The 24,210-nt window shown below is 48.8% G+C and carries 1 protein-coding gene (running past one end of the window); it reads right to left on the minus strand.

The window, feature by feature from the left end; genetic code table 11:
* A protein-coding gene (locus tag ACSVI6_RS04850) for a DUF5776 domain-containing protein (RefSeq protein WP_491720565.1) crosses the window boundary here: on the minus strand, positions 1 to 24,210 show its 3' portion. It continues 9,339 nt past the right edge of the window; only the last 24,210 of its 33,549 coding nucleotides appear in the window; the start codon falls outside the window, past its right edge; it ends in the stop codon at positions 1 to 3.

Raw genomic sequence — 24,210 nt, forward strand, 5'->3', positions numbered from 1 at the left:
CTAGATGAACTTAACGAACTTCTTGTTACTGGTTAGGTACTTACCCTTTCCAATGTAGAAACGAGTAATTCCCTTGTACTTAACAACCTTGTTTACCTTGACCTTAGAACCAACCTTGTAGAATTTCTTGCTGGTCTTAAAGCCCTTTTCACCATGAACAATTGCACCCTTAGGATTGATAACCTTAACGGTATTGCTTCCATTCAGGTCTGATTGTTGATAGTAAACATTGGCTACATAAGCATGGTTCGCAGTGATGTAAGCACCCTTTGAACCAGAGATTACGTTCTTGATGTAGTAACGAACGAGGCCACTAGCAGAAACCGCAATCTTCTTGATCTTGAATCCATCGATGTTCTTACCGGACATCTTGCTAGACTTAGCTAACCGTTGATCAACTGCAAACGTTGCCTTGTCGTAAAGGTAAATCTTCTTCTTGTTGTAGACATATGATGAATGCTTAGCCAACTTAGCGTTGAATTCATTAACGTATCCATCAACATATCCCTTTGCCTTACCACGTAGCGACGATGTAGCAATCGTATCAGCCTTAGCAGCAGCTTTACCACGTGCGTATTCACTAGCATAATCACTTTGTCCGACTTCATAAGCTCTCGCAAAGTCACTAGCATAAACTGATGAAGCTCCAGAAGCAACAACCGATGAAGCATTGTTAGATCCAGCAACGTATCCATCATAAGCACCTTGGTAGGTCGCTTCACTAGCATATGAAGCATTCTTAGCAATGCCACTTTCGGCATCGTTCAATCCAGCACTGTAGTAATCAGCGGCAGAACTAGCATTAGATGAAGCGGAGCTAGTAGCTGATGAACTGGATGATGCGCTGCTAGCTGATGAACTAGCGGCACTAGATGCACTCGACTTAGCAGCACTAACTGATGCGCTGTAGCTAAGCGCAGCACTCGCAGCGGAGGAAACAACGCTGCTTCCACTGGATGCAAGAGCACTGTTCATACTGATCGTTCCAGCAAGCGATACTGCAATTGAATTAGCAACACTCGCAGCTGCAGCGGCACTGTTAGCAATGCTGTTCTTAACGACTGCATCACTAGCAGCAGCATCTGCAACTGAACGAGAGTAACTAGCAACGCTATTGTTACCAACGTTAGCAGCAGCACTGGCAGCTGAAGCAGCACTAGAAGCAGCAGCATTATCACTGTTTACATCAGTCCGCGCACTTTGTGCAACGCTGTTTGCTGAACTAGTGGTGCTGTTAGCGGAACTAACCGTAACCGCAACCGAAGCAGCAAAGATTGCAGCTGCATTCGTAACTGAAGCAGCGCTACTTGCTAATGAAGCAAGTGATGCAAGAGAAGCATCGCCTGAGTTAGCACTAGCAATTGAAGCCAAGAGGCTTGCTCCAGCAGCAGCTGAACTATTGTTAGCACTAATTACTGGCGTAGCAACGATTGCATTGGAGTTAATTACTGAGTCAACGCTAGATGCGTAGCTCGTAAATGCAGCAGCGCTATTAGTAGTGCTGTTTGCAGAACTAGTTACTACGGAATCACTAACGGCAACGCTAGCATTCGAAGCAGCTAGGTAAGCATCGTTTGCAAGACTCAATGCTGATGATGTCGTTGCATTCAACGAATCGGCTGCAACTTGATCAGCAAGTGCCTTAGCAGCAGCAGAACTAGCAACTTGTTGGTTAGAAGCAACTAACGAAGCAGCTGAGTTAACCAATGTGCTGTTAGTCATTGCATCCCTCATTGCTGAAGTAGCAAGACTGTTGTAAATATCACCAGCACTCCGGTTACCATTTACATAGTAAGAAGTAGCTTGAGCAGCGGTAGAACTAGCGAAAGTAGCATCCTTTTGAATGTCATTGTTAGCCGAACTTACAGCTGCACTAGCTGAATGAGCAACAGACTTAGCAGCACTTGCAATGCTGTTTTGAGTAGCGACATCACTATTCAAGCTATTTACAGCACTAGTAGCAGAGCTAGCAACGCTGGCTTGAGTAGCAAGAACACTATTCGTTGGGAATTGAGCAGTCATGCTTGCAATTGCATTATTTGCACTGGCAACCGAACCGTTATCAGTAGCGGTAGCCGTTGATGCTGAATTAGCAACGCTTGCATAACTATCAATTGCACTGGTGTTGATGTTAGCACCACTAGCCACACTCGCAGCAACTGAAGCAATAGAATTAGCAGAGCTATTCACTTGCGATGCAGTGTTAGTACCAGCATTCGCAGCAGCAATTTCATTGTTGATTGCGGAGTTTGCAGCACTCGCAACTGAACTAGCACTTTGCGCAACGTTGTTATCAGAAGTGGCAGTCGATTCAGCAGCTGAACCAACGGAAGCTAATGAAGCAGCTTCGCTAGCAGCGCTATCGGCTTGGTTTCTGTAAATTACAATCGTTGCAACAGCAGATTCAGCAACTGACCGTGCAGAACTGGCGGTCATGCTGTCACCACTTTGTGCAGCAACACTAGCTACTGAATCAGCACTTTGGGCTGAAGCATTGGCACTATTAGCAGCGCTCAATGCGGAATTAGCAGTTTGACTAGCACTCTTAGCTAATGCAGAAGCAGAACTAGCAACGCTGGCAGCCGATGAAGCTTGACTAGCAGCACTATTGGCAACTGAAGCAGCGGAGGAAGCAAGTTGAACGTTTGATTGAACAACTTGATCCTTAGGATAAGCAGTCGCAGCTGATGAAGCAGCGGCTGCATCCTTAGCAGCACCTTGAGCAGCGTTCATTGCACTTTGGGCTTGTTGTGAAGCAACCAAGCTATTCGATGCAGTTTGAACACTTACCGAACTAGTTACTTGTGAATCCTTAACAACTGCATCAACGTCTGATTGACCGTTTGCAGCAGCCGATGAGGCCCGTGCAGCATCACTAGCAGCCGAACTAGCTTGTTCAGCAGATTGCGTAGCAGCATTAACCACTGCTGACAATGAGTTAGCAGCACTTTCATCATTGACAGCTGCAATGGCTGCGGATGAAGCAACCGCGGAGTTAGCCTCAGCAACGCTGAATGCGCTTGATGCAATTGAGACCATTGCGCTTGCAGTCGCAGCATTAGTAGCAGCAGATGAATTGTACTTGCTTGCGTTTTGGTAATCGTGAACACCAGTAGCACTAGCAGCTAATGATGAGTAAATGTTAGCAACCCGTGCAGCTTCACTAGCAGTAGCATTGGCACTGTTAGCAACTACGGCAACTGAACTAACTTGAGCAGTCGCAGCATATGCCAAACTCTTTTGTGCAGAAGCATCGGCATTCAAGCTAGCCATTTGTGGTGCGACCGAGTTGATAACTTGAGCCGCAGCACTAATGGTAGCATTGCTGGAATTAGCAGCAACGATCGAGTTAACCAAGCTAGCAGAATTCAATGCTTGAGCAGAATCACTAGCAACGGCAACGGAAGCAGAAGCCGCAATTGAGGCATTGTTACTAGTGGCGTTAAAGTCATTAGCAACGTTAGATGCATAGTTCGAAGTCCCACTAGCAGCATTTGATGCGTTGGTGTTGTTGTTACCAGCATCGCTTTGGGCTGCAGAAGTAGCAGCGGAGTTAGCGGAACTAGCAACCGCAGCAGCGCTGGAAGCGACACTTTGATCACTGATTGCAGCTGAAGCAGCGGAACTAGCGATGGACTTAGCAGCACTGGCGATTGAAGCCTGAGCACTGGCATCGCTTTGAAGGCTATTCATTCCACTAGCAGTAGCGGAAGCTTGACTGTTGTAGATACTTCCGGCAGAAGTATCACCACCAGCAAAGGCGGAACTAGCAGCAGAACTTAAGCTGTTGACCGTGCTTGCGGCATCGCTGGCTGCCTTGGAATCGGCAGTCGCCTTCGAAGCAGCGGCACTGGCAGCACTAGCAGCACTATTAGCAGCACTGGATTGCTTATCAGCATCTGATTGAGCACTATTAGCGGTGTTTGCAGCATCCGAGGCAATTGAAGCTTGCGAGTGGATGAAGCTATCAGATGGATTTGCACTAGCAGCAGCACTGGCTTGTGAAGCATCGCTTTGGGCACTACTACTGATGCTGTTAGTAGCAGAAGCAGCGGAGTCAGCTTGACTAGCGTAACTAGATGCAGCAGATGCATCGTTGTTAGCGTTATTAGCAGCGCTACTTACGGCAGCCGATTGGCTACTTGCCACGCTGGAAGCGGCGGAGCCACTGTCGGCACCGGCACTTTGAGCAGCGGAAGCAGATGAAGCAACTGAGTTAGCGGAGCTAGCAACTGAAGCGGCACTGGTTGCAGTGCTATTTGCACTATCAGCCTTGGAAGCAGCAGAGCTAGCGGCACTAGCGGCACTAGCGGCAGCGGATGCAGCACTGTCGGCTCTGGACTTAGCAGCATTCGCAGAATTAGCGGCACTCGATGCAACTGAAGCAGCACTGGATGCGGTAGAACTGTCACCACTTTGGGCGGCAGAGCTAGCGGCAGCAGCGGCGCTGGATGCAATTGCTGAAGCCGTTGAAGCATCGTTTGAATCGGAACTGGCAGCAGAGTTAGCGCTCGTTGCAGTTGAGTTAGCACTCGATGCGATCGATGCAGCACTCGATGCTTCAGAAGAAGCTGAGTTAGCAGCACTGGCGGCACTGGTTGCGGTGCTTGCGGCAGAACTGATCAAACTGTTACCAGAGTGTGCGGAAGCCTGACTGTTAGCGGCAGAAGCAGCATTGTTGGCAGCGTTAGCAGCAGATGAAGTAGCCGAGCTATCAGAAGTAGCTTGACTGGCAGCGGAACTAGCGGCAGAAGCAGCGCTTGAAGTTACGCTGGTATCTGAGTTAGTAGCACTACTATCACCAGCAGCTTGGCTGGCAGCAGAGCTAGCAGCACTGGCATCACTAGCAGCGGCACTGGCGGTAGAAGCAGCGGCAACGGCCGAGTTAACAACACTGTTTTGAGCTGCGGCAGCGGCTGCAGTAGATGCAGCAGAATTAGCAGCAGCTTGTCCAGCTGCAGTAGCTAAGGCTGCAGTTTGACTTGCGGTCTTAGCATTATCAGCATTCGTAGCGGCAGCGGATGCGAAACTAGCGGCAGTCGAGTTGTAAGCACTGGCTTGTGAGTAGTTACCAGCGCTATTAGCTGAAATGGCTTGAATAGCGTTGGTGCTTGCAAGACTAGCGTTGGTCTTGGCATTGTTAGCTTCACTATCAGCAGTTGATGCAGCCGTGCTTGCAGCAATGTAAGCAGAGCTTGCAGCACTGGAGTAACCATCAGTGGCACTCTTATCGCTGTTAAGGGCTGAACTAGCACTTTGATATGCTGAGTTAGCACTGCTAATTGCAGCGTTGCTTGGGTTGTTAGAAACGTAGTTGCTCATTGCTGAAGATTGTTGAGTAGCATTGTTAGAGTAACTAGTTACCACACTATCAGCAGATGATGCGGTTTGACTAGCAATCTTAGCAGCGGAAGCATTCGCATCAGCACCACTTGCGTATGAAATAGCAGCAGAACTAGCGATTGCAGCCGTACTACTTGCACTATTAGCTGAATTGTTTCCGTTGCTTCCTTCGCTAGCAGCACTACTTGCAGCAGTAGATGCACTGGATGCAATTGAGTTAGCGGCAGATGCAGCCTTGCTATCGTTATCAGCTTGGGTAGAAGCTGAACTAGCGATCGCAGCGTGGGAACTAGCAGCACTAGCGGCACTGGCAGCAGCATCACTGGCAGACTTGGCAGCAGAAGCAGCAGAACTGGCAATTGATGCAGCTGATGATGCGGCACTACTATCACCAGTTGAGGCAGCCGTACTTGCTGCGGAAGCAGCACTACTTGCGGCACTGTTAGCATTGGATGCGGCACTATTAGCAGCATTCGCAGCGCTTGAATCATCAGCGGCAGCAGATGCGGCACTCGAAGCAGTTGATGCTTGATTACTTGCATCGCTAGCAGCTGAGTTGGCAGCGGAAGCAGCAGAGTTAGCTGCGGAAGCTGCGGAATTAATGACCGCATTGCTTGGGTTAGCAGAGGCAGCGGCATTTGCCGAAGCAGCAGCAGCACTTGCTGACTTAGCATCTGAACCAGCAGAAGTAGCAGAATTACTTGCAGCACTGGCATCTGATTTAGCACCACTCGCAGCACTAGCGGCCTTAGAGTTATCTCCGGAAGTTCCTGCAGAAGCGATTGCAGCAGCTTCTGAATCAGCACCGGCCTTAGCAGCAACCAATGAAAGCATTACGCCTGAAGCAGCACTTTCATCGTTAACGGCTTGACTAGCGGCACTTTGGGCAACCTTCGTCAAGCTAGTCGTTGCATCAGCAGCACTAGCGGCAGATGAAGCTTGTTGACTTGCAAAGGCAGCGGCAGATACGGCAATGGATGCGTAGCTTGATCCATTGACGTTATTACCAGTTGAGAATGCAAAGCCAGCTTGTACATTTGCACTAGAGATTGTATTGATAGCACTGGCAATTGCGGAACTAGCAGTCGTGATCACAGCAATTTGTGAAGTAACGGCACTCGATGCACTTCCAGCGATGTATCTTTGGGTTGCAGCATCGGAGTTGTAACTGTTAATTGCATTAACGGCGATGGATGCGTATGCAGCAGCACTACTGAAGACTGCATCACTAGAATTAGTGTTGAAGTAGGAGTTGATCGAACTAGCAATGACGCTAGCTGATTGAACGTAACCACTTACCGTGGTAGCAGCTGAACTAGCGATACTGTAAGCAGAACTTGCAGCGGCACTATTAGCATTGGCAGTCGAAGCGTCAGTTGAAGTAGCAGCAGATGCTGAACTAGCTTCAGATGAAGCCCCACTTCCGGCGGCGTTACCACTCGTTGCAGCACTGGCGGCACTATTAGCGGCACTAGCAGCACTGTTGAAGTTACTGATTTGAACGCCGATTTGAACAACATCATTAGCAGCCTTAGAAGCGGCATCACTAGCGATGTTAGTGTAACTAAAGATTGCACTGGAGTTGTTGATCATCGTTTGGGCAGTGACGCTAGCAGTAGAAGCAGCTTCACTAGCCGTCTTAGCATAGCTATCACCAGAAGTGGTGTTACCAGCCAAGTATGCGGAGTTAGCAGAAGCGACGTTCGTAGCAACTGCAACCGAAGCACTTGAAATCGTAGTTGAAAGTGAACCATCTGAACCATGAATGCTAGTAGCTGAAGCAGCAGCATTCGAAGCAATAGATGCTTGTGAACTTGCATCCACAGAGTATGAATTGATCATCGAGTTAGCCGTACTTGCAGAAGTCGCAGCACTCGCAATTGATTGGTTCAAGGAGTTGTTCTTGGCAAGCGTAGCGATACTATCGTTTACAGAATTGATGCTAGTTGCATTAGAACTAGCTAACTTAGCTGATGATGATGCATCAGAAGCGTATGAGTTAGCAGAAGCAACGTTGGTAGCATCACCTGAGTTGACACTTCCAGCAACCACATTAGCGGAACTAGCAGTACTGTTGTTAGCACTACCAGCACTAGCACCGTTGTTTGCAGCACTCGCAGCAGAACTAGCAGCACTTTCGGCAGCTGAGCCAGCACTGAGAGCAATCGAAGCACTACTTTCGTCAGCCTTAGCCTTAGCAGCGGCAGAAGATGCAACAACAGTTGCACTCGATGCAAGGGCAGCAGCTGATGCAACCGCAGAAGCTTGTGAACTCAATCCAGGAATGGCAGCAGATGCTTGGGCCGCGTAAACGGAACCGGTATTGGCATCACCCTTAGTGTAGGCACTATTAGCAGCGGAAACTAAGCTGTTAACGGTACTTACTGTCACACTAGCAGCATTCGAAATGGCAACGGCACTCGCAGCGGCGCTAGATGCAACTGCGTAAGCACTATTGGCAGTTGAAGATTGAACAGCTGCATCAGCACTGTAACTAGCAATCGCAGCAGAAGCTGAGTTAACCAATGATAATTGTGATTGAACATACGTGTTGCTTTGGTTAGCTGAAGCTAATGAGTTAGCGGAAGAAGCAAGCCCTTGGGCGTTACTACTAAAGCCACTCACAACTACGGCAGCGGAACTAGCTTCTGATGCAAAGATCGAAGCTTGGCTGGCATCGGTAGTCGCATTCGAAGTGTTAGTACCAATTACAGTTCCATAGCTATTGGCTGAAGATGAGGTGCCGGAGTTATTGCCAGCAGCAGCACTCGCAGCACTAGCGGTTGAACTAGCAGCATTGGAAGCACTCGTGGCAGCAGATTTGGCACTATCAGCATTACTACTGTCAGCTGAAGCTTGACTTGCAGCGGAATTAGCTTCTGAAGCGTGGTTCTTCGCAGCACTGGCAGCAGAGGAAGCAGCGGCGCTGGCACTATTAGCAGCACTGGCAGCAGAACTAGCAATGGATGATTGCTTAGATGCGGCACTACTATCACCACTTGCGGCAGCAGTACTTGCAGCACTGGCAGCAGTAGAAGCAGCAGCACTGGCACTATTAGCAGCATTATTAGCTGAGCTAGCAGCAGATGAATCAGCCGAAGCTTGACTTGCGGCAGAACTAGCAATTGAAGCATGTGAACTAGCAGCACTCGCAGCGGAACTAGCCGTTGACGCAGCGGAACTAGCTGTGGATGCATCCGAACTAATTGTAGAATTGCTTGGGTTAGCTGATGCAGTAGATGCAGCACTGGCAGCAGCTTTGCTTGCGTCTGCAGCAGAGTTAGATGCGGAACTAGCATCTGAATTAGCAGAAGTAGCGGCAGAACCAGCAGCGGCAGCAGCGCTGGATGCAGCACTACTATCACTATTAGCCCCTGCAGAAGCAATCTTAGCAGCTTCTGAATCTGCACCGGCCTTAGCAGCAGCCAAGGAAAGCATTACGCCTGAAGCGGCACTTTCATCGTTAACGGCTTGACTAGCAGCAGTACTTGCAACCTTAGTTAAGCTAGTCGTTGCATCAGCAGCACTAGCGGCAGATGAAGCTTGTTGACTTGCAGTGGAAGCGGCAGCTAAGGCAATTGCCGTGTAGCTGGAACCAGTGACATTATCACCAGTCTTGAAGGCAAAATCAGCTTGCGTATTAGCATTTGAAACAGCAATCACTGCACTTGCAATTGCAGAACTTGCATTCGTGATCACAGCAATTTGTGAAGTAACCGCAGACGATGCACTTCCAGCGATACTCTTTTGCGTAGCAGCATCGGAGTTGTAACTGCTAATTGCAGTTACGGCAATGGATGCGTATGAAGCAGCACTACTGAAGATGGCGTCACTAGAATTACTGTTGAAGTAGGAATTGATCGAACCAGCGATGACGCTAGCTGATTGAACGTAACCACTGACTAAGCTGGATGCGGAACTAGCGGTACTGTAAGCAGAACTTACAGCGGCACTATTAGCATTAGCAGTCGATGCGGCAGTAGATGTCGAAGCAGATGCGGAACTAGCTTCTGATGATGCCCCACTTCCGGCAGCGTTTCCACTCGTTGCAGCACTAGCGGCACTATTAGCAGCACTGGCAGCACTATTGAAGTTGCTGATTTGAACACCCATTTGTTGAACGTCATTAGCAGCGTTAGAAGCAGCCACACTGGCAACCGAAGTCAATGATGCAATTGCACTTGAGTTATTGATCATCGTTTGGGCAGTGGCACTAGCGGTGCTTGCAGCCGTACTTGCAACAGCAGCGTAGCTATCACCAGCACTGGTACTACCAGCAAGGTAAGCTGAGTTAGCGGAAGCTACGTTGTCAGAAACTGCAGTTGAAGCACTGGAAATTGTACCACTAAGTGCTGAATTAGAAGCATGAATAGCATTGGCAACGCTAGCAGCACTGGATGCCGTGATCTTTTGTGATTGAGCATCAGTATTGAGCGATGCAATTGCAGCATTTGCAGAAGCGGCAGCACTAGCAGCACTAGAGACGGATTGGTTAAGAGAATTACTCTTGAATAAACTAGCGATACTACTATTAACAACCGCAATACTATCAGCATTCGATGAAGCTAAACTAGCTGATGATGATGCATCGGAAGCATACGAGTTCGCTAGGCTAACGTTCTCAGCTTCACCACTGTAGACACTTCCGGCAACTGAATTAGCGGAACTAGCGGTACTGTTTTCGCTATTACCATTGGAGTTGGCCCCAGATGCTTGACTAGCGGCTGAATTAGCAGCACTAGTGGCACTTGCTAATGAAATTTCAACAATCGAAGCAGAGTTTTCAGCATTTACCGCATCGATAGCAGCTTTAGATGCTACTGCAGAAGCAGAGCTAGCAATTACAACTTGATTAGATGCATCACTTTGGTAATTAACTAGACTAACAGCGGCACTAGCGGCTTGAGAATTAAAGATTGCTCCAGCCGTTGGATTTCCATCGTTGTAGGCACTATTAGCTTGACTAGCAAACGCATTAACTGTAACTACCCCATTAGAAACGGCAACACTATCAGCGCTAGCTTGATTAGCAGCAGCCCTGGCGGCACTCGCAGCATTTGAAGCAACTGCATTAGCACTAGCAGCCGTATTGTTGTAACTAGCAACTTGACTAGCAAGCGAAGCAGCAACACTATTGGCACTAGATACTAAAGAGTTTCTTGGGTTAGCAGAAGCTAAACTAGCAACTGCAGCAGCTTGCGATGAAGCCGTACTGTTGTAACTACCGGTTACGGTCGCAGCGGAACTAGCGATCTTAGCAGATGATTCTGCCCCACTGGCATCAGTGTTAGCAGCACTAGCAGAAATGGCAACCGCACTCGCAATACTTGCAGCAGAACTATTAGCCTTTGCGGCACTGCTTTCCCCAGAACCAGATCCAGCAGCAGCGGAACTAGCAGCAGTCGAAGCACTGGCTGCAGTTGAGCTAGCACTAGCTGCAGTACTGCTGTCATTAGCAGCTTGGTTAGAAGCTGAACTAGCGATCGCAGCGTGGGAACTAGCAGCATTAGCGGCACTGGATGCAGCATCACTGGCAGCCTTGGCAGCAGCAGCAGCAGAACTGGCAATTGATGCTTGCGTGGATGCGGCACTACTATTCCCACTTTGGGCAGCAGTACTTGCAGCAGCAGCAGCAGAACTGGCAGCATTATTAGCATTAGATGCAGCATTATTAGCAGAACTGGCAGTGCTTGCATCACTAGAAGCAGCATTCGCAGCACTCGATGCGATTGATGCTTGGGAACTTGCATCGTTTGCAGCTGAGTTTGCAGCGGAAGCAGCGGAATTAGCGGCTGATGCAGCGGATCTAATTACAGCGTTACTTGGGTTAGCAGAGGCAGCTGAGTTGACAATAGCAGCACTAGCACTAGCAGCAGCTGCTGATGACTTAGCAGAATCAGCTGAGTTAGAAGCTGAACTAGCATCTGAACTAGCAGAACCAGCAGCAGCACTGGCCTTCGCATTATCCGATGAAGCCCCACTGGTAGCAGATGAAGCAACGCTAGAATCACTGCTTGCTTGGCTCGCATAACTAGCAGCGGCACTGGCGGTTGAAGCAGCGGCAACAGCAGAGTTAACGGTACTGTTCAAGCTAGAAGCAACCGATTCTTCGGAAGTTGCAGAACTAGCAGCAGCTTGTGCCGACTTAGTAGCAGTAGCTGCAGTGTCACTCGCATTATTAGCAGTAACCGCATTATTAGAAGCATCGGCAGCATTATTAGCAGCAGCAGAATTGTACTTGCTTGCTAATGAGTAGTTACCAGCACTATTAGCAGCAATGGCATTGCTTGCGTTAGAGTTAGCAAGACTAGCGTTGATACTTGCGGCTACACTAGCACTATTGGCAACGGAGGCTGCGGAGCTTGCGGTACTGTAAGCAGAACTTGCAGTATTTGAGTAACCATCAGTAGCACTCTTAGCACTTGATAATCCAGCACTAGCACTTTGATATGCTGAGTTAGCAGTACTAATAGCAGCGTTACTTGGGTTGTTTGAAACGTAATTGCTCATTGATGATGATTGTTGCGTAGCATTGTTGGAGTAGCTAGTAACAACACTATCAGCAGATGATGCAGTTGAATTAGCGATCGATGCAACGCTAGCGTTTGCATTGGCCCCATTAGCAGCGGTCGATGCAGCACTATTAGCTGAACTAGCTTCAGAACTGGCACTCGAGGCAGCCGAATTACCAGCACTTCCAGCATCGGCAGCAGCGGAACTAGTAGCTGAAGCAACGCTATTCAATGAACCAAGGGCAACGTTAGCATTACTTTCATCATCAACGGCTTGGCTAGCAGCAGTACTTGCAACCGTCGTTAAGCTAGTTGAAAGTGAAGCATAACCACTAGTTGCAACCGCAGTGGAACTAGCAAAGGCAGCGTATGATGCAGCACTGACCATCGCAGCACTACCACCTGAAGTATTGCCAGCTTCATAAGCTGAAACAGCAAGACTGTTGGCAACACTAGCAGCAAGAGAGGCATTGGATACCGCAGCGGAAGCGTTACTGATCAATGTGTAGTATGAGTTAACAGCAGAGTCAGCACTGGATGCGGTACTCTTTTGAGTTTGGGCATCAGTATTGAGGCTATTAATCGTAGCAGTAATGCTATTAGCAGATGAAGCGTAACTCTTGAATGCGGAGTTAGTTGGATCGTTGTTCAAGTAACTGTTAACGATACTATCTAAGCCGTTAGCTGAACTATTTACCCCACTAACCACACTAGCAGCACTCGATGCAACCGCGCTGTATGAGTTTGCAGATGTTACATCCGTTCCAGCAGTGCTAAAGTTGGCGTTAATTTGAGAAGTAGCTGAATTGTAGGCAGATGATGCTGAACTAGCAGCACTGTTTCCACCATTAGCGGCACTAGCTGCAGATGCTGCAGCTGATGATGCTGAGTTAAAGCTACTGATTTGAACCCCAATTTGAACCACGTCATTAGCAGCCTTAGAAGCGGCAAGGCTAGCGATGTTGGTCAACGAAAGAATTGCACTGGAGTTGTTGATCATCGTTTGGGCAGTGGTGCTAGCAGTTGCAGCAGCTTCACTAGCCGTCTTGGCATAACTATCACCCTCACTGGTGTTACCAGCTAGGTAAGCGGAGTTGGCAGATGCAACGTTGTTAGAAACCGCAACGGAGGCACTGGAGATCGCAGCACTAGCAGTACTATCACCATCACTGTGGATGCTAGTAGCAACGCTGGCAGCACTGGCAGCCGTACTCTTTTGAGATTGAGCATCGGTACTAAGTGATGCGATGGTGCTATTAGCTAAGCTAGCAGCAGTAGCGGCACTAGCAACGGATGCGTTTCCGGAGTTTGCGGATGAAAGACTCGCAACGTTACTGTTTACAGAATTGATGCTAGTAGCATTGGAACTAGCTAAGCTAGCTGATGATGAAGCATCGGCAGCGTATGAGTTAGCAGAAGCAACGTTGGTAGCATCGCCTGAGTTGACGCTTCCGGCAACCACGCTAGCTGAACCAGCAGCACTATTGTTAGAACTACCAGCATTTGCTCCATTATTTGCAGCACTCGCAGCAGAACTAGCAGCACTTTCGGCAGCTGAGCCAGCATTGAAGGCAGCTGAAGCATTACTTTCGTCAGCCTTAGCCTTAGCGGCAGCATTAGATGCAACAACAGTTGCACTCGATGCAATTGAAGCAGCTGCGGAAACCGCAGTAGCTTGGGAACTCAAGCCAGGAATGGCAGCAGAGGCTTGGGCTGCGTAAACGGAACCAGTATTAGCATCACCCTTAGTGTAGGCAATATTAGCAGCGGAAACTAAGCTGTTAACGGTACTTACGGTTACGCTGGCAGCATTCGAAATGGCAACGGCACTCGCAGCGGCGCTAGAAGCAACTGCGTAAGCACTATTTGCAGTTGAAGATTGAACAGCTGCATCGGCACTGTAACTAGCAATCGCAGCGGCAGCTGAGTTGACTAATGACACTTGTGATTGAACGTACGTGTTGCTTTGGTTAGCAGAAGCTAATGAGTTAGCGGAAGAAGCAAGCCCTTGGGCATTACTACTAAAGCCACTCACAACTACGGCAGCGGAACTAGCTTCTGATGCATAGGTGGAAGCTTGACTGGCATCAGTTGTTGCGTTCGAAGTGTTGGTACCAATTGCAGATCCATAGCTATTGGCTGCAGATGATGTGCCGGAGTTATTGCCAGCAGCATCGCTCGCAGCACTAGCGGTTGAGTTAGCAGCAGAGTTAGCATTTGAAGCAGCAGAGTTAGCACTATCAGCAGCATTGCTGTCATTAGCAGCTTGGTTAGAAGCGGAACTAGCAATTGCAGCGTGGGAACTAGCGGCATTAGCGGCACTAGCAGCAGCATCACTGGCAGACTTAGCGGCACTAGCAGCGGCACTAGCAATTGATGATTGCGCGGATGCAGTAGAACTATCGCCCTTTGCGGCAGCACTACTTGCAGTGGAAGCAGCATTACTTGCAGCACTATTAGCACTGGCAGCCGTGCTATTGGCAGCACTAGCATTGCTTGCATCACTAGAAGCATCAGATGCAGCACTAGATGCAATTGCAGCATGCGAACTAGCAGCGCTGGCAGCGGAACTAGCAATTACAGCAGCAGATGCAGCGGTTGATGCATCAGAGCTAATTGCAGCATTACTTGGGTTAGCAGAGGCGATTGAGCTTGCGGCAGAAGCAGCTGTACTAGCTGACTTAGCGGCTGAACCAGCAGCAGCAGCAGAATTACTTGCAGCACTGGCATCTGATTTAGCACCATTCGCAGCACCACTAGCGTTGGCATTATTACCTGAAGCACCAGATGCAGCAATCGAAGCAGCTTCTGAATCAGCACCGGCCTTAGCAGCAACCATTGAAAGGATAGCACCAGAAGCGGCACTTTCATCGGTAACGGCTTGACTAGCAGCAGTACTTGCAACCTTAGTTAAGCTAGTCGTTGCAGCAGCAGCACTAGCTGCACTATCGGCTTGTTGACTTGCAACAGTAGCAATAGATACTGCAATTGATGTGTAACTGGATCCATCCGAGTACTTACCAGTTGAAAATGCAAAGCTAGCTTGCGTATTAGCATTGGAAATGGCAGTGATGGCACTGGCAATTGCGGAACTAGCATTACTAATTACAGAAATTTGTGAAGTAACTGCAGTCGATGCGCTTCCAGCGATGCTCTTTTGCGTAGCAGCATCGGAGTTGTAACTGTTAATTGCGCTAACGGCACTGGATGCGACAGAAGATGCGCTTTGGAAGACGGAGTCACTAGAATTACTGTTGAAGTAGGAGTTGATCGAACCAGCGATGACACTAGCTGATTGAACGTAACCACTGACGACGTTGGAAGCAGAACTAGCGGTACTGTAAGCAGAACTTACAGCTGAGCTATTATTATTGGCAGTTGTAGCATCAGTTGACGTAGCAGATGCTGCGGAACCGGCTTCAGATGCAGCACTACTTCCGGCACTGTTTCCACTCGTTGCAGCATTAGCGGCACTGTTAGCAGCACTGGTAGCACTGTTGAATGAACTAACTTGAATTGCAATGCTTTGAACATCATCAGCAGCCTTAGAAGCAGCCACACTGGCTACAGAAGTGTAACTAGCGATGGCAGCGGAATTAGCAACCATTGATTGTGCATACGTGGAAGCATTGGATGCCTCAACACCAGCTTTTTTAGCATAACTGTCCCCAGCGGTATTGCTACCAGCAAGGTAAGCTGAATTAGCAGAAGCGATGTTGTTAGCAACGGCACTAGATGCAGATGCAATCGATGCACTAAGACTTTCATCAGTTGCTTTAACACTCGTAGCAGAAGCAGCGGCATTAGATGCAATTGACTTTTGACTTTGCGCATCAGCATTGTAACTAGCAATGGCAGTATTAGCCGAGTTAGCAGCACTGGCGGCACTGATAATCACTGGGTTAGTAGAGTTGCTTTGCACCAAACTAGCGAGACTGTTGTTAACACTATTAACACTAGAAGCACTGTCATTAGCAGTAGTTGCATAACTAGATGCAAGGGCTGCATATGAGTTAGCAGCGGAGACATTGGCGCTGTCACCTGCAGTTACACTAGCGGCAACTGAACTAGCTGAAGTAGCGGTACTAGAACCATTGTTGGCAGCGCTAGCAGCATTAGATGCGGTGCTATCAGCACTGGATAATGATACTTCGACACTTGATGCAGACTTTTCAGCATCAACCGCAATGGAAGCAGCTGTAGATGCAGCTGTAGATGCTGAAACAGCAATGCTAGATTGAGATTGCGCATCAGTTTGGTAAGCAACTAGACTAGCAGCAGCACTTGATGCTTGAGAATTAAAGATTGATCCACCAGTGGCATTTCCCTCTTTGTAGGCACTGTTAGCTTGACTAGCCAATGCACTAACGGTAGTTACCCCATTAGAAACGGCAACACTATCATTAGCAGCTTGAGATGCTGCAACAACAGCAGCACTAGCAGCATTAGAAGCAACTACATTGGCACTGGCAGCGGTGCTGTTGAAGCCGGAAATTTGCGTAGCAAGTGAAGCAGCAACGGTATTGGCACTGCTTACTACGGCATTGTTTGGGTTAGCAGAAGCTAAACTAGCAACCGCGGCAGCTTGTGATGAAGCAGTACTGTTGTAACCACTGGTTACGGTCGCAGCGGAACTAGCGAGCTTAGCAGATGCTTCTGCCCCACTAGCATCAGCACTCGCAGCACTAGCATCAGTGGAAACTACACTAGCGATACTTGCAGCGGAACTGTTAGCTTGTGATGCACTGCTTGATCCAGCAGTGGAACCTGATGCGGCTGTACTAGCAGCATTGGAAGCACTCGTGGCAGCAGAGTTAGCACTAGCAGCAGCACTACTGTCATTAGCAGCTTGGTTAGAAGCTGAACTTGCAATTGCAGCGTGGGAACTAGCGGCACTAGCGGCAGCTGATGCAGCATCACTGGCAGCCTTGGCAGCAGAAGCAGCTGAACTGGCAATCGAGGCTTGCTTGGATGCGGCACTACTATCACCAGTTGAGGCAGCAGTACTTGCAGCGGAAGCAGCAGTACTTGCAGCATTATTAGCATTAGATGCAGCATTATTAGCAGAACTGGCAGTGCTTGCATCACCAGAAGCAGCAGTCGCAGCACTCGATGCGATCGATGCTTGTGAACTTGCATCGTTTGCAGCTGAGTTGGCAGCGGAAGCAGCTGAATTAGCGGCAGCAGCTGCTGAACTAATTACCGTATTGCTTGGGTTTGCAGAGGCAGCGGCATTTGCCGAAGCAGCAGCAGCACTTGCTGACTTAGCAGCTGAATTTGCAGAAGTAGCAGAATTACCTGCAGCACTGGCATCGGAAGCAGCACCACTCGCAGCACCACTGGCCTTAGAGTTGTCTCCTGAAGCCCCTGAAGAAGCAATGGCGGCAGCTTCTGAATCAGCACCGGCCTTAGCAGCAACCATTGAAAGGATAGCACCAGAAGCGGCACTTTCATCCTTAACGGCTTGATCAGCAGCAGTTTGGGCAATTGTCGTTAAGCTAGTCGTTGCAGAAGCAGCACTAGCTGCAGATGAAGCTTGTTGACTTGCAACGGCAGCGGCAGATAAGGCTGTTGCGGTGTAGCTAGATCCATCAGCATAACTACCACCCTTATATGCAAAACTAGCATTCGAATTAGCATTTGCAATGACACTGATGGCACTGGCAATTGCGGAACTAGCATTACTAATTACAGCAATTTGTGAAGTAACCGCAGTCGATGCACTTCCAGCAATACTCTTTTGCGTAGCAGCATCGTAGTTGTAGCCGTTAATTGCGCTAACGGCACTGGATGCGACAGCAGATGCACTTTGGAAGACGGAGTCACTAGAATTACTGTTGAAGTAGGAGTTGATTGAACCAGCAATGACACTAGCTGATTGAACGTCGCCACTGACAACGCTAGAAGCGGAACTAGCGGTACTGTAAGCAGTACTTACAGCTGAGCTATTATTATTGGCAGTTGTAGCATCAGTTGAAGTAGCAGAGGCTGCGGAACTAGCTTCTGATGAAGCTCCACTTCCGGCACTGTTTCCACTCGTTGCAGCACTGGCAGCACTGTTAGCAGCACTGGCAGCACTGTTGAATGAACCGACTTGAACTGCAATGCTTTGAACATCATCAGCAGCCTTAGAAGCAGCCACACTGGCTACTGAAGTGTAACTAGCGATGGCAGAGGAATTAGCAACCATTGATTGTGCATACGTTGAAGCATTGGATGCTTCAACACCAGCTTGTTTAGCATAACTGTCCCCAGCGGTATTGCTACCAGCAAGGTAAGCTGAATTAGCAGCAGCGATGTTGTTAGCAACGGCACTAGATGCAGCTGCAATGGATGCACTAAGACTTTCATCAGTTGCTTTAACACTCGTTGCAGCAGAGGCGGCGCCAGATGCAATTGCCTTTTGACTTTGCGCATCAGCATTGTAACTAGCAATGGCAGTATTAGCCGAGTTAGCAGCACTAGCAGCACTAGTGATCAATGGGTTAACATTATTGCTTTGCGCCAAACTAGCGAGACTGTTGTTAACACTATTAACACTAGAAGCACTGTCATTAGCAGTAGTTGCATAACTAGATGCAAGGGCTGCATATGAGTTAGCAGCTGAAACATTGGCACTGTCACCTGCAGTTACACTAGCGGCAACTGAACTAGCTGAAGTAGCGGTACTAGAACCATTGTTGGCAGCGCTAGCAGCATTAGATGCAGTACTATCAGCACTGGATAATGATACTTCCACACTTGATGCAGAACTTTCAGCAGCAACCGCAATGGCTGCAGCAATAGATGCAGCTGTAGATGCTGAAGAAGCAATGCTAGATTGAGATTGCGCATCGGTTTGGTAAGCAACTAGACTGGCTGCGGCACTGGATGCTTGAACATTAAAGATCGATCCAGCAACTGTGTTTCCTTCACCATAAGCAGCGTTAGCTTGACTAGCCAATGCACTAACGGTAGTTACACCATTAGAAACGGCAACACTATCAGAACTGGCTTGGTTAGCAGCAGCTCTGGCGGCACTTGCAGCATTGGAAGCAACTGCATTAGCACTGGCAGCGGTGCTGTTGAAGCCGGAAATTTGCGTAGCAAGTGAAGCAGCAACACTATTGGCACTGCTTACTACGGAATTGTTTGGGTTAGCAGAAGCTAAACTAGCAATCGCAGCAGATTGTGATACAGCCGTACTATTGTAACCACTGGTTACGGTCGCAGCGGAACTAGCGAGCTTAGCAGATGCTTCTGCCCCACTAGCATCGGCATTAGCAACACTGGCAGCCGTATAAACTACACTAGCAATACTTGCAGCGGCACTGTTAGCTTGTGATGCACTGTTTGATCCAGATGCGGAACCAGATGCGGCTGAACTAGCAGCACTATTCGCACTGGATGCGGTGCTAGATGCAGAAGATGCAGTACTGTTAGCACTGGATGCGGTACTGTTAGCAGAACTAGCATCACTTGCGTATGAATCAGCAGCCTTCTTCGCAGCAGCGGCAGCGCTAGCGGCAGCTGATGCAGCATTCGCAGCAGAACTAGCAATCGATGCCTCTGTTGATGCAGTACTACTATCACCCTTTTGAGCAGCAGATGAAGCAGCGGAACTAGCACCAGCAGCCGTTGAATTAGCAGTTGATCCAGCAGCAGCAGCAGAACTAGCAATTGAGCTTTGCACGATTGCATTCGAGGAATCAGAAGCAGCCTGCGTATTAGCAGAACTAGCAACCGAAGCAGCGGCAGCAGCACTCGATGCAGCGGCAGCAGCACTCGATGCTAACGATTGAATTACAGGGTTGTCCTTGTTGGAACTGGCGGTTGCTGAAGCAGCACTGGCACTATCAGCAGCCGTTTTGGCAGTTGCTGATGCACTCGCTGCATTGTTAGATGCTGAAGTAGCGTTATTACTTGCGACAATAGCATCGCTTTGTACCGCAGCACTGTCGCTTTGGGCGTTGCTGTTGTAAATGGATGCTTGGCTAGAAGAAATTGCCGCAGCGCTTGCGTAACTTACAGCAGCACTAGCGTTTTCAGCACTTTGGTAAGCAGCAGCAGCGTCGCTGTTCAAGCCAGAAGCAACAACGGCTTCGGAACTAGCAGAACTAGCAGCACTGACCGCAGCAGGCGTAATTGAAGCAGCAACTGAACTAGCAGCATTCGCATCAGCAGCATTTTGCGCAGCTGCGGAGGCCGCAGCAGCTGCATTGGAGTTCAATGAATTAGCTTGGGCGTAGTTTCCAGCTGATGTTGCAGATGAAGCAGCAGCGGCGTTGGCACTCGCAATACTTGCGTTGATGCTGGCCATCGTGCTGGCACTATTAGCAACAGAAGCAGCGGAACTAACTGCACTGTAAGCGGAACTAGCGGTTGCAGAGTAACTATCAGCAGCGGTCTTGGCACTGGTCAAACCAGAACTAGCACTGTTGAAGACTGAATTAGCAGCACTAATTGCAGAATTGCTTGCGTTAGCGGAATTATTTACGATTGCACTCATGGCAGAGCTCATACCATTCGTGTTGTTGGAGTAACTAGTAACGGCAGCATCAGCGGATGAAGCAACTGAATTAGCACTCGATGCAACCTTGGCGTTCGCATTCGCACCGGATGCGGCACTAGATGCAGTGCTACTTGCGGATGAAGCTGTACTACTTGCACTGGAAGTAGCAGAAGATGTGCCTGATCCAGCATTGGATGCAGCAGATGAAGCGCCAGATGAAGCTGAAGTCATTGAAACAATAACGTTAGATGCACTAGCTAAATCTTTTCTAGCGTTGTCAGCAGCAATCGATGCCGTGGAAGCCCAACTAGTAACGTTGTTTGCCGCACTGGTAGCAATTGCTGCGATGGAACTAGCGTTATTAGCATAGCTAACTGCATTGCTGGTATAAATGGATCCACTAATCGTATCCCCGGTAGCGTATGCATTAAGGGCTTGACCATAGTAACTGTTAGCACTATTTACAGCCCCACTAACACTTGCACTTGCGGAAGCGATTAATGCCACCTGTGAAGTTCCGGCGGAAGAAGCCGTAGATGCAATACTATTTTGTAATGAAGCATCGGCATTAAAGCTATTAACCGCGGTAACAGCACTAGTAGCAACTGATGCTGCACTCTTAAAGATCGAGTTCGTTGGATCATTGTTAAGGTATGCATTGATCGAGTTTGCAATTGAGTTGGCGGAAGTAACATTGCTCGTCATTGTTCCAGCAACTGAACTTGTGACACTGTAAGCGGAGTTGATAACACTATCATTTATAGCGGCAATCGATCCGGAAGCTGAAGTTGCGGAACTAGCGGATGAAGCCTGACTACTTGCACTTGAACCGGTACTACCACCACTTTGGGCAGCGGAGTTTGCGGCACTGGCAGCACTAGCGGCACTATTAAATGAACTGATCTGAACGCCCATTTGTTGGACATCTTGAGCAGCCTTAGAAGCAGCCGTGCTGGCGATATTAGTGTAACTGAGGATGGCACTGGAATTATTGAGCATTGATTGAGCGGCAGTGCTTGCAGTTGCAGCAGCAGAACTTGCGGCAGCAGCAAAACTATCACCCGCACTGGTACTTCCAGCAAGGTAAGCTGAGTTAGCGGAAGCTACGTTATCGGAAACAGCGGTTGAAGCCGTTGAAATTGCGGCACTCAATGAACCATCAGAATTACTGTGAATTGAGTTGGCAACGCTCGCAGCACTGGAAGCCAAGCTCTTTTGTGTTTGCGCATCAGAATTAAATCCTGAAATGGCAACACTAGCCGAACTAGCTACAACAGCGTAACTAGCAAGTGATGCATTCGATGCATTAGCACTCACTAAGGAAGCAATACTATTGTTAACCGTGGTAACACTATCTGCATTTGAAGAAGCTAAGCTAGCGGATGATGATGCATTCGATGCATATGAGTTCGCCAAACTAGCGTTAGTTCCGTTCGCAGAGGCCACACTTCCGGCAACGGAATTAGCGTTGCTAGCAGTACTATTGTTGCTACTACCGTTCGAGTTAGCACCAGATGCTTGACTAGCGGCTGAACTAGCAGCACTAGTGGCACTGGCAACAACGCTGGCAGCGGATGAAGCAACGGCTTGATCAGAGATGGCAGCCAATGCAGCACTGGAAGCCAAAACAGTCGCGCTGGAAGCAGCAATCACGGCATTGGAAGCTGCAGTTGATAATGCAGCCATTCCAGAAGCAGTTGCAGATGCTTGGGAAGCAAAGATGGAACCGTTGGTAACGTCACCATTCGTGTAGTAGCTATTGGCAACACTAACTAAACTGTTAACGTTACTTACGGCCACACTGGCAGCGGTCGAAGCAGCGATCGCACTGGCAGCGGCGCTGGATGCATTCGCGTAGGCGCTGTTAGCAGCAGCGGATTGGTTGTTAGCATCAGAAAGAGCGCCAGCTGCGGCAGCAGAAGCAGAGTTAACCAACTTAGCTTGTGCTTGCACGATCTGGTTTTGCCCGTTAGCAGAAGCTAAGCTATTGGCAGCAGTCGCGTTGCTAGTAACTTGCGTATTGAAGTTACTTGTAGCTACGGCAGCAGAACTAGCTTCTGAAGCGTAGAACGATGCCGAGTTAGCGTATGATTTCGCGGTACTAGTGCTAATGCTAGTAGCGGAGTTCATGTTGCTTGCTTGACTAGAAGTTCCAGAGGTAGCACTTGAAGCCCCACTTCCGGCAGAAGCATTCGAACTAGCGGCACTATTTGCACTGGATGCGGTACTGGATGCAGAAGATGCAGTACTGTTGGCACTAGATGCGGTACTGTTGGCAGCACTAGCGTCACTTGCGTATGAGTCAGCAGACTTCTTCGCAGCAGCGGCAGCACTAGCGGCATTTGAGGCGTCGTTAGCAGCCGAACTGGCGATCGAACGCTCCGTACTTGCGGCCGAAGAATTACCAGATTGGGCAGCCGTTGATGCAGCACTAGCGGCGCTACTTGCAATACTGTTAGCCGTTGAGCCAGCATTGGCAGCTGAAGTAGCACTATTGCTTTGGACAATCGCATTCGATGAATCAGCAGCAGCCTGCTTATTAGCAGAACTAGCAACCGCAGCAGCTGAAGCAGCCGTTGAGGCAGCAGCGGAAGCACTCGATGCTAACGATTGAATTGCAGCGTTACTCTTGTTGGCATTCGCAGTTGATTGGGCAGCACTGGCACTCGCAGCAGCCGTACTTGCAGTCGTTGATGCGATCGCAGCATTGTTAGATGCCGAAGTAGCATTATTACTTGCCGCACTGGCATCGCTTTGGACCGCAGCACTATCGTTTTGCGCATTATTATTGTAACTGGATGCTTGATTTGCGTAACTAGATGCAGCACTGGCATCACTAGTGGCGGAAGCAGCCGCTTGGGCATTGGAAATCGCCACGCTAACGGAAGTATTGTATCCAGCTGCATCACTTTGGGCGGATTCTGCAGATGCAGCCGCAACCGAAGCCGCTTGCGTTGCAGTAGCAGCGTTTGAACTATCAGTTTGCGCAGCAGCAGCGGCAGACGAAGCAGCAGCCGCATAACTAGACGCATTCTCAACCAAGGAGGTTGCCTGCGTATAATTCTGGGCAGTATTAGCATCAATGGCCTGCGAAGCAGCTTGGTTCGCCAAACTAGCGTTAACACTGGCGGCCACACTGTCGTTGTTCGTCAAACTAGCCGCACTGCTGGCAATAATGTATTGCGAACTAGCGGTAGCAGCGTAAGAATCCGCACTGGTCTTAATACTGCCTAAGGCTGAACTAGCGGAACTGTATTGCAAACTAGCGCTGCTTAACGCCGCATTACTGGATCCGCTGAACTGACTAACGATGTTACTCATTACTGTTCCCTGTTGGGTCGCGTTATTGGAGTAGCTAGTAACGACTGAATCAGCAGATGAAGCGTCCTTGTTGTATTGAGAGGCCTTCGATGCATCAGCATTGGCTCCATTCACAGCAGTTGAAGCAACAGAGCTAGCGATACTAGCAGTACTTGAAGCTGAGTTTGCCGATGAAGTCCCACCACTAGTAGCGGCAGAGGCAGCGTTAGAAACCATTCCATATGCAGAGCTAATTGCAACTGAACCAGTCGAAGCAGTGGTGGAATCATCGTAAGCAGATACTACTGGCACGTAGGCAAAACTAGTTAATCTAGGCATTGTATAAGTAGCAATTTGCAAACTATTTGTCACTGAACTAGCAGCATTAACTAGGCTATTAACAAGAGTAATGTATCCATTAGCTGATGAAATATTACCAGCTGAATAGGCTTGACTAGCAGCTGTTGAAAATTGACTAATTCCAGATGCATAATCACTAATAGCACTACTTAATTGACTCAATTGAGATTCGAGAGAGAAAACGTTAACTGCTAAACTATCGAC

It is taken from the genome of Nicoliella sp. ESL1106, from assembly GCF_058509965.1.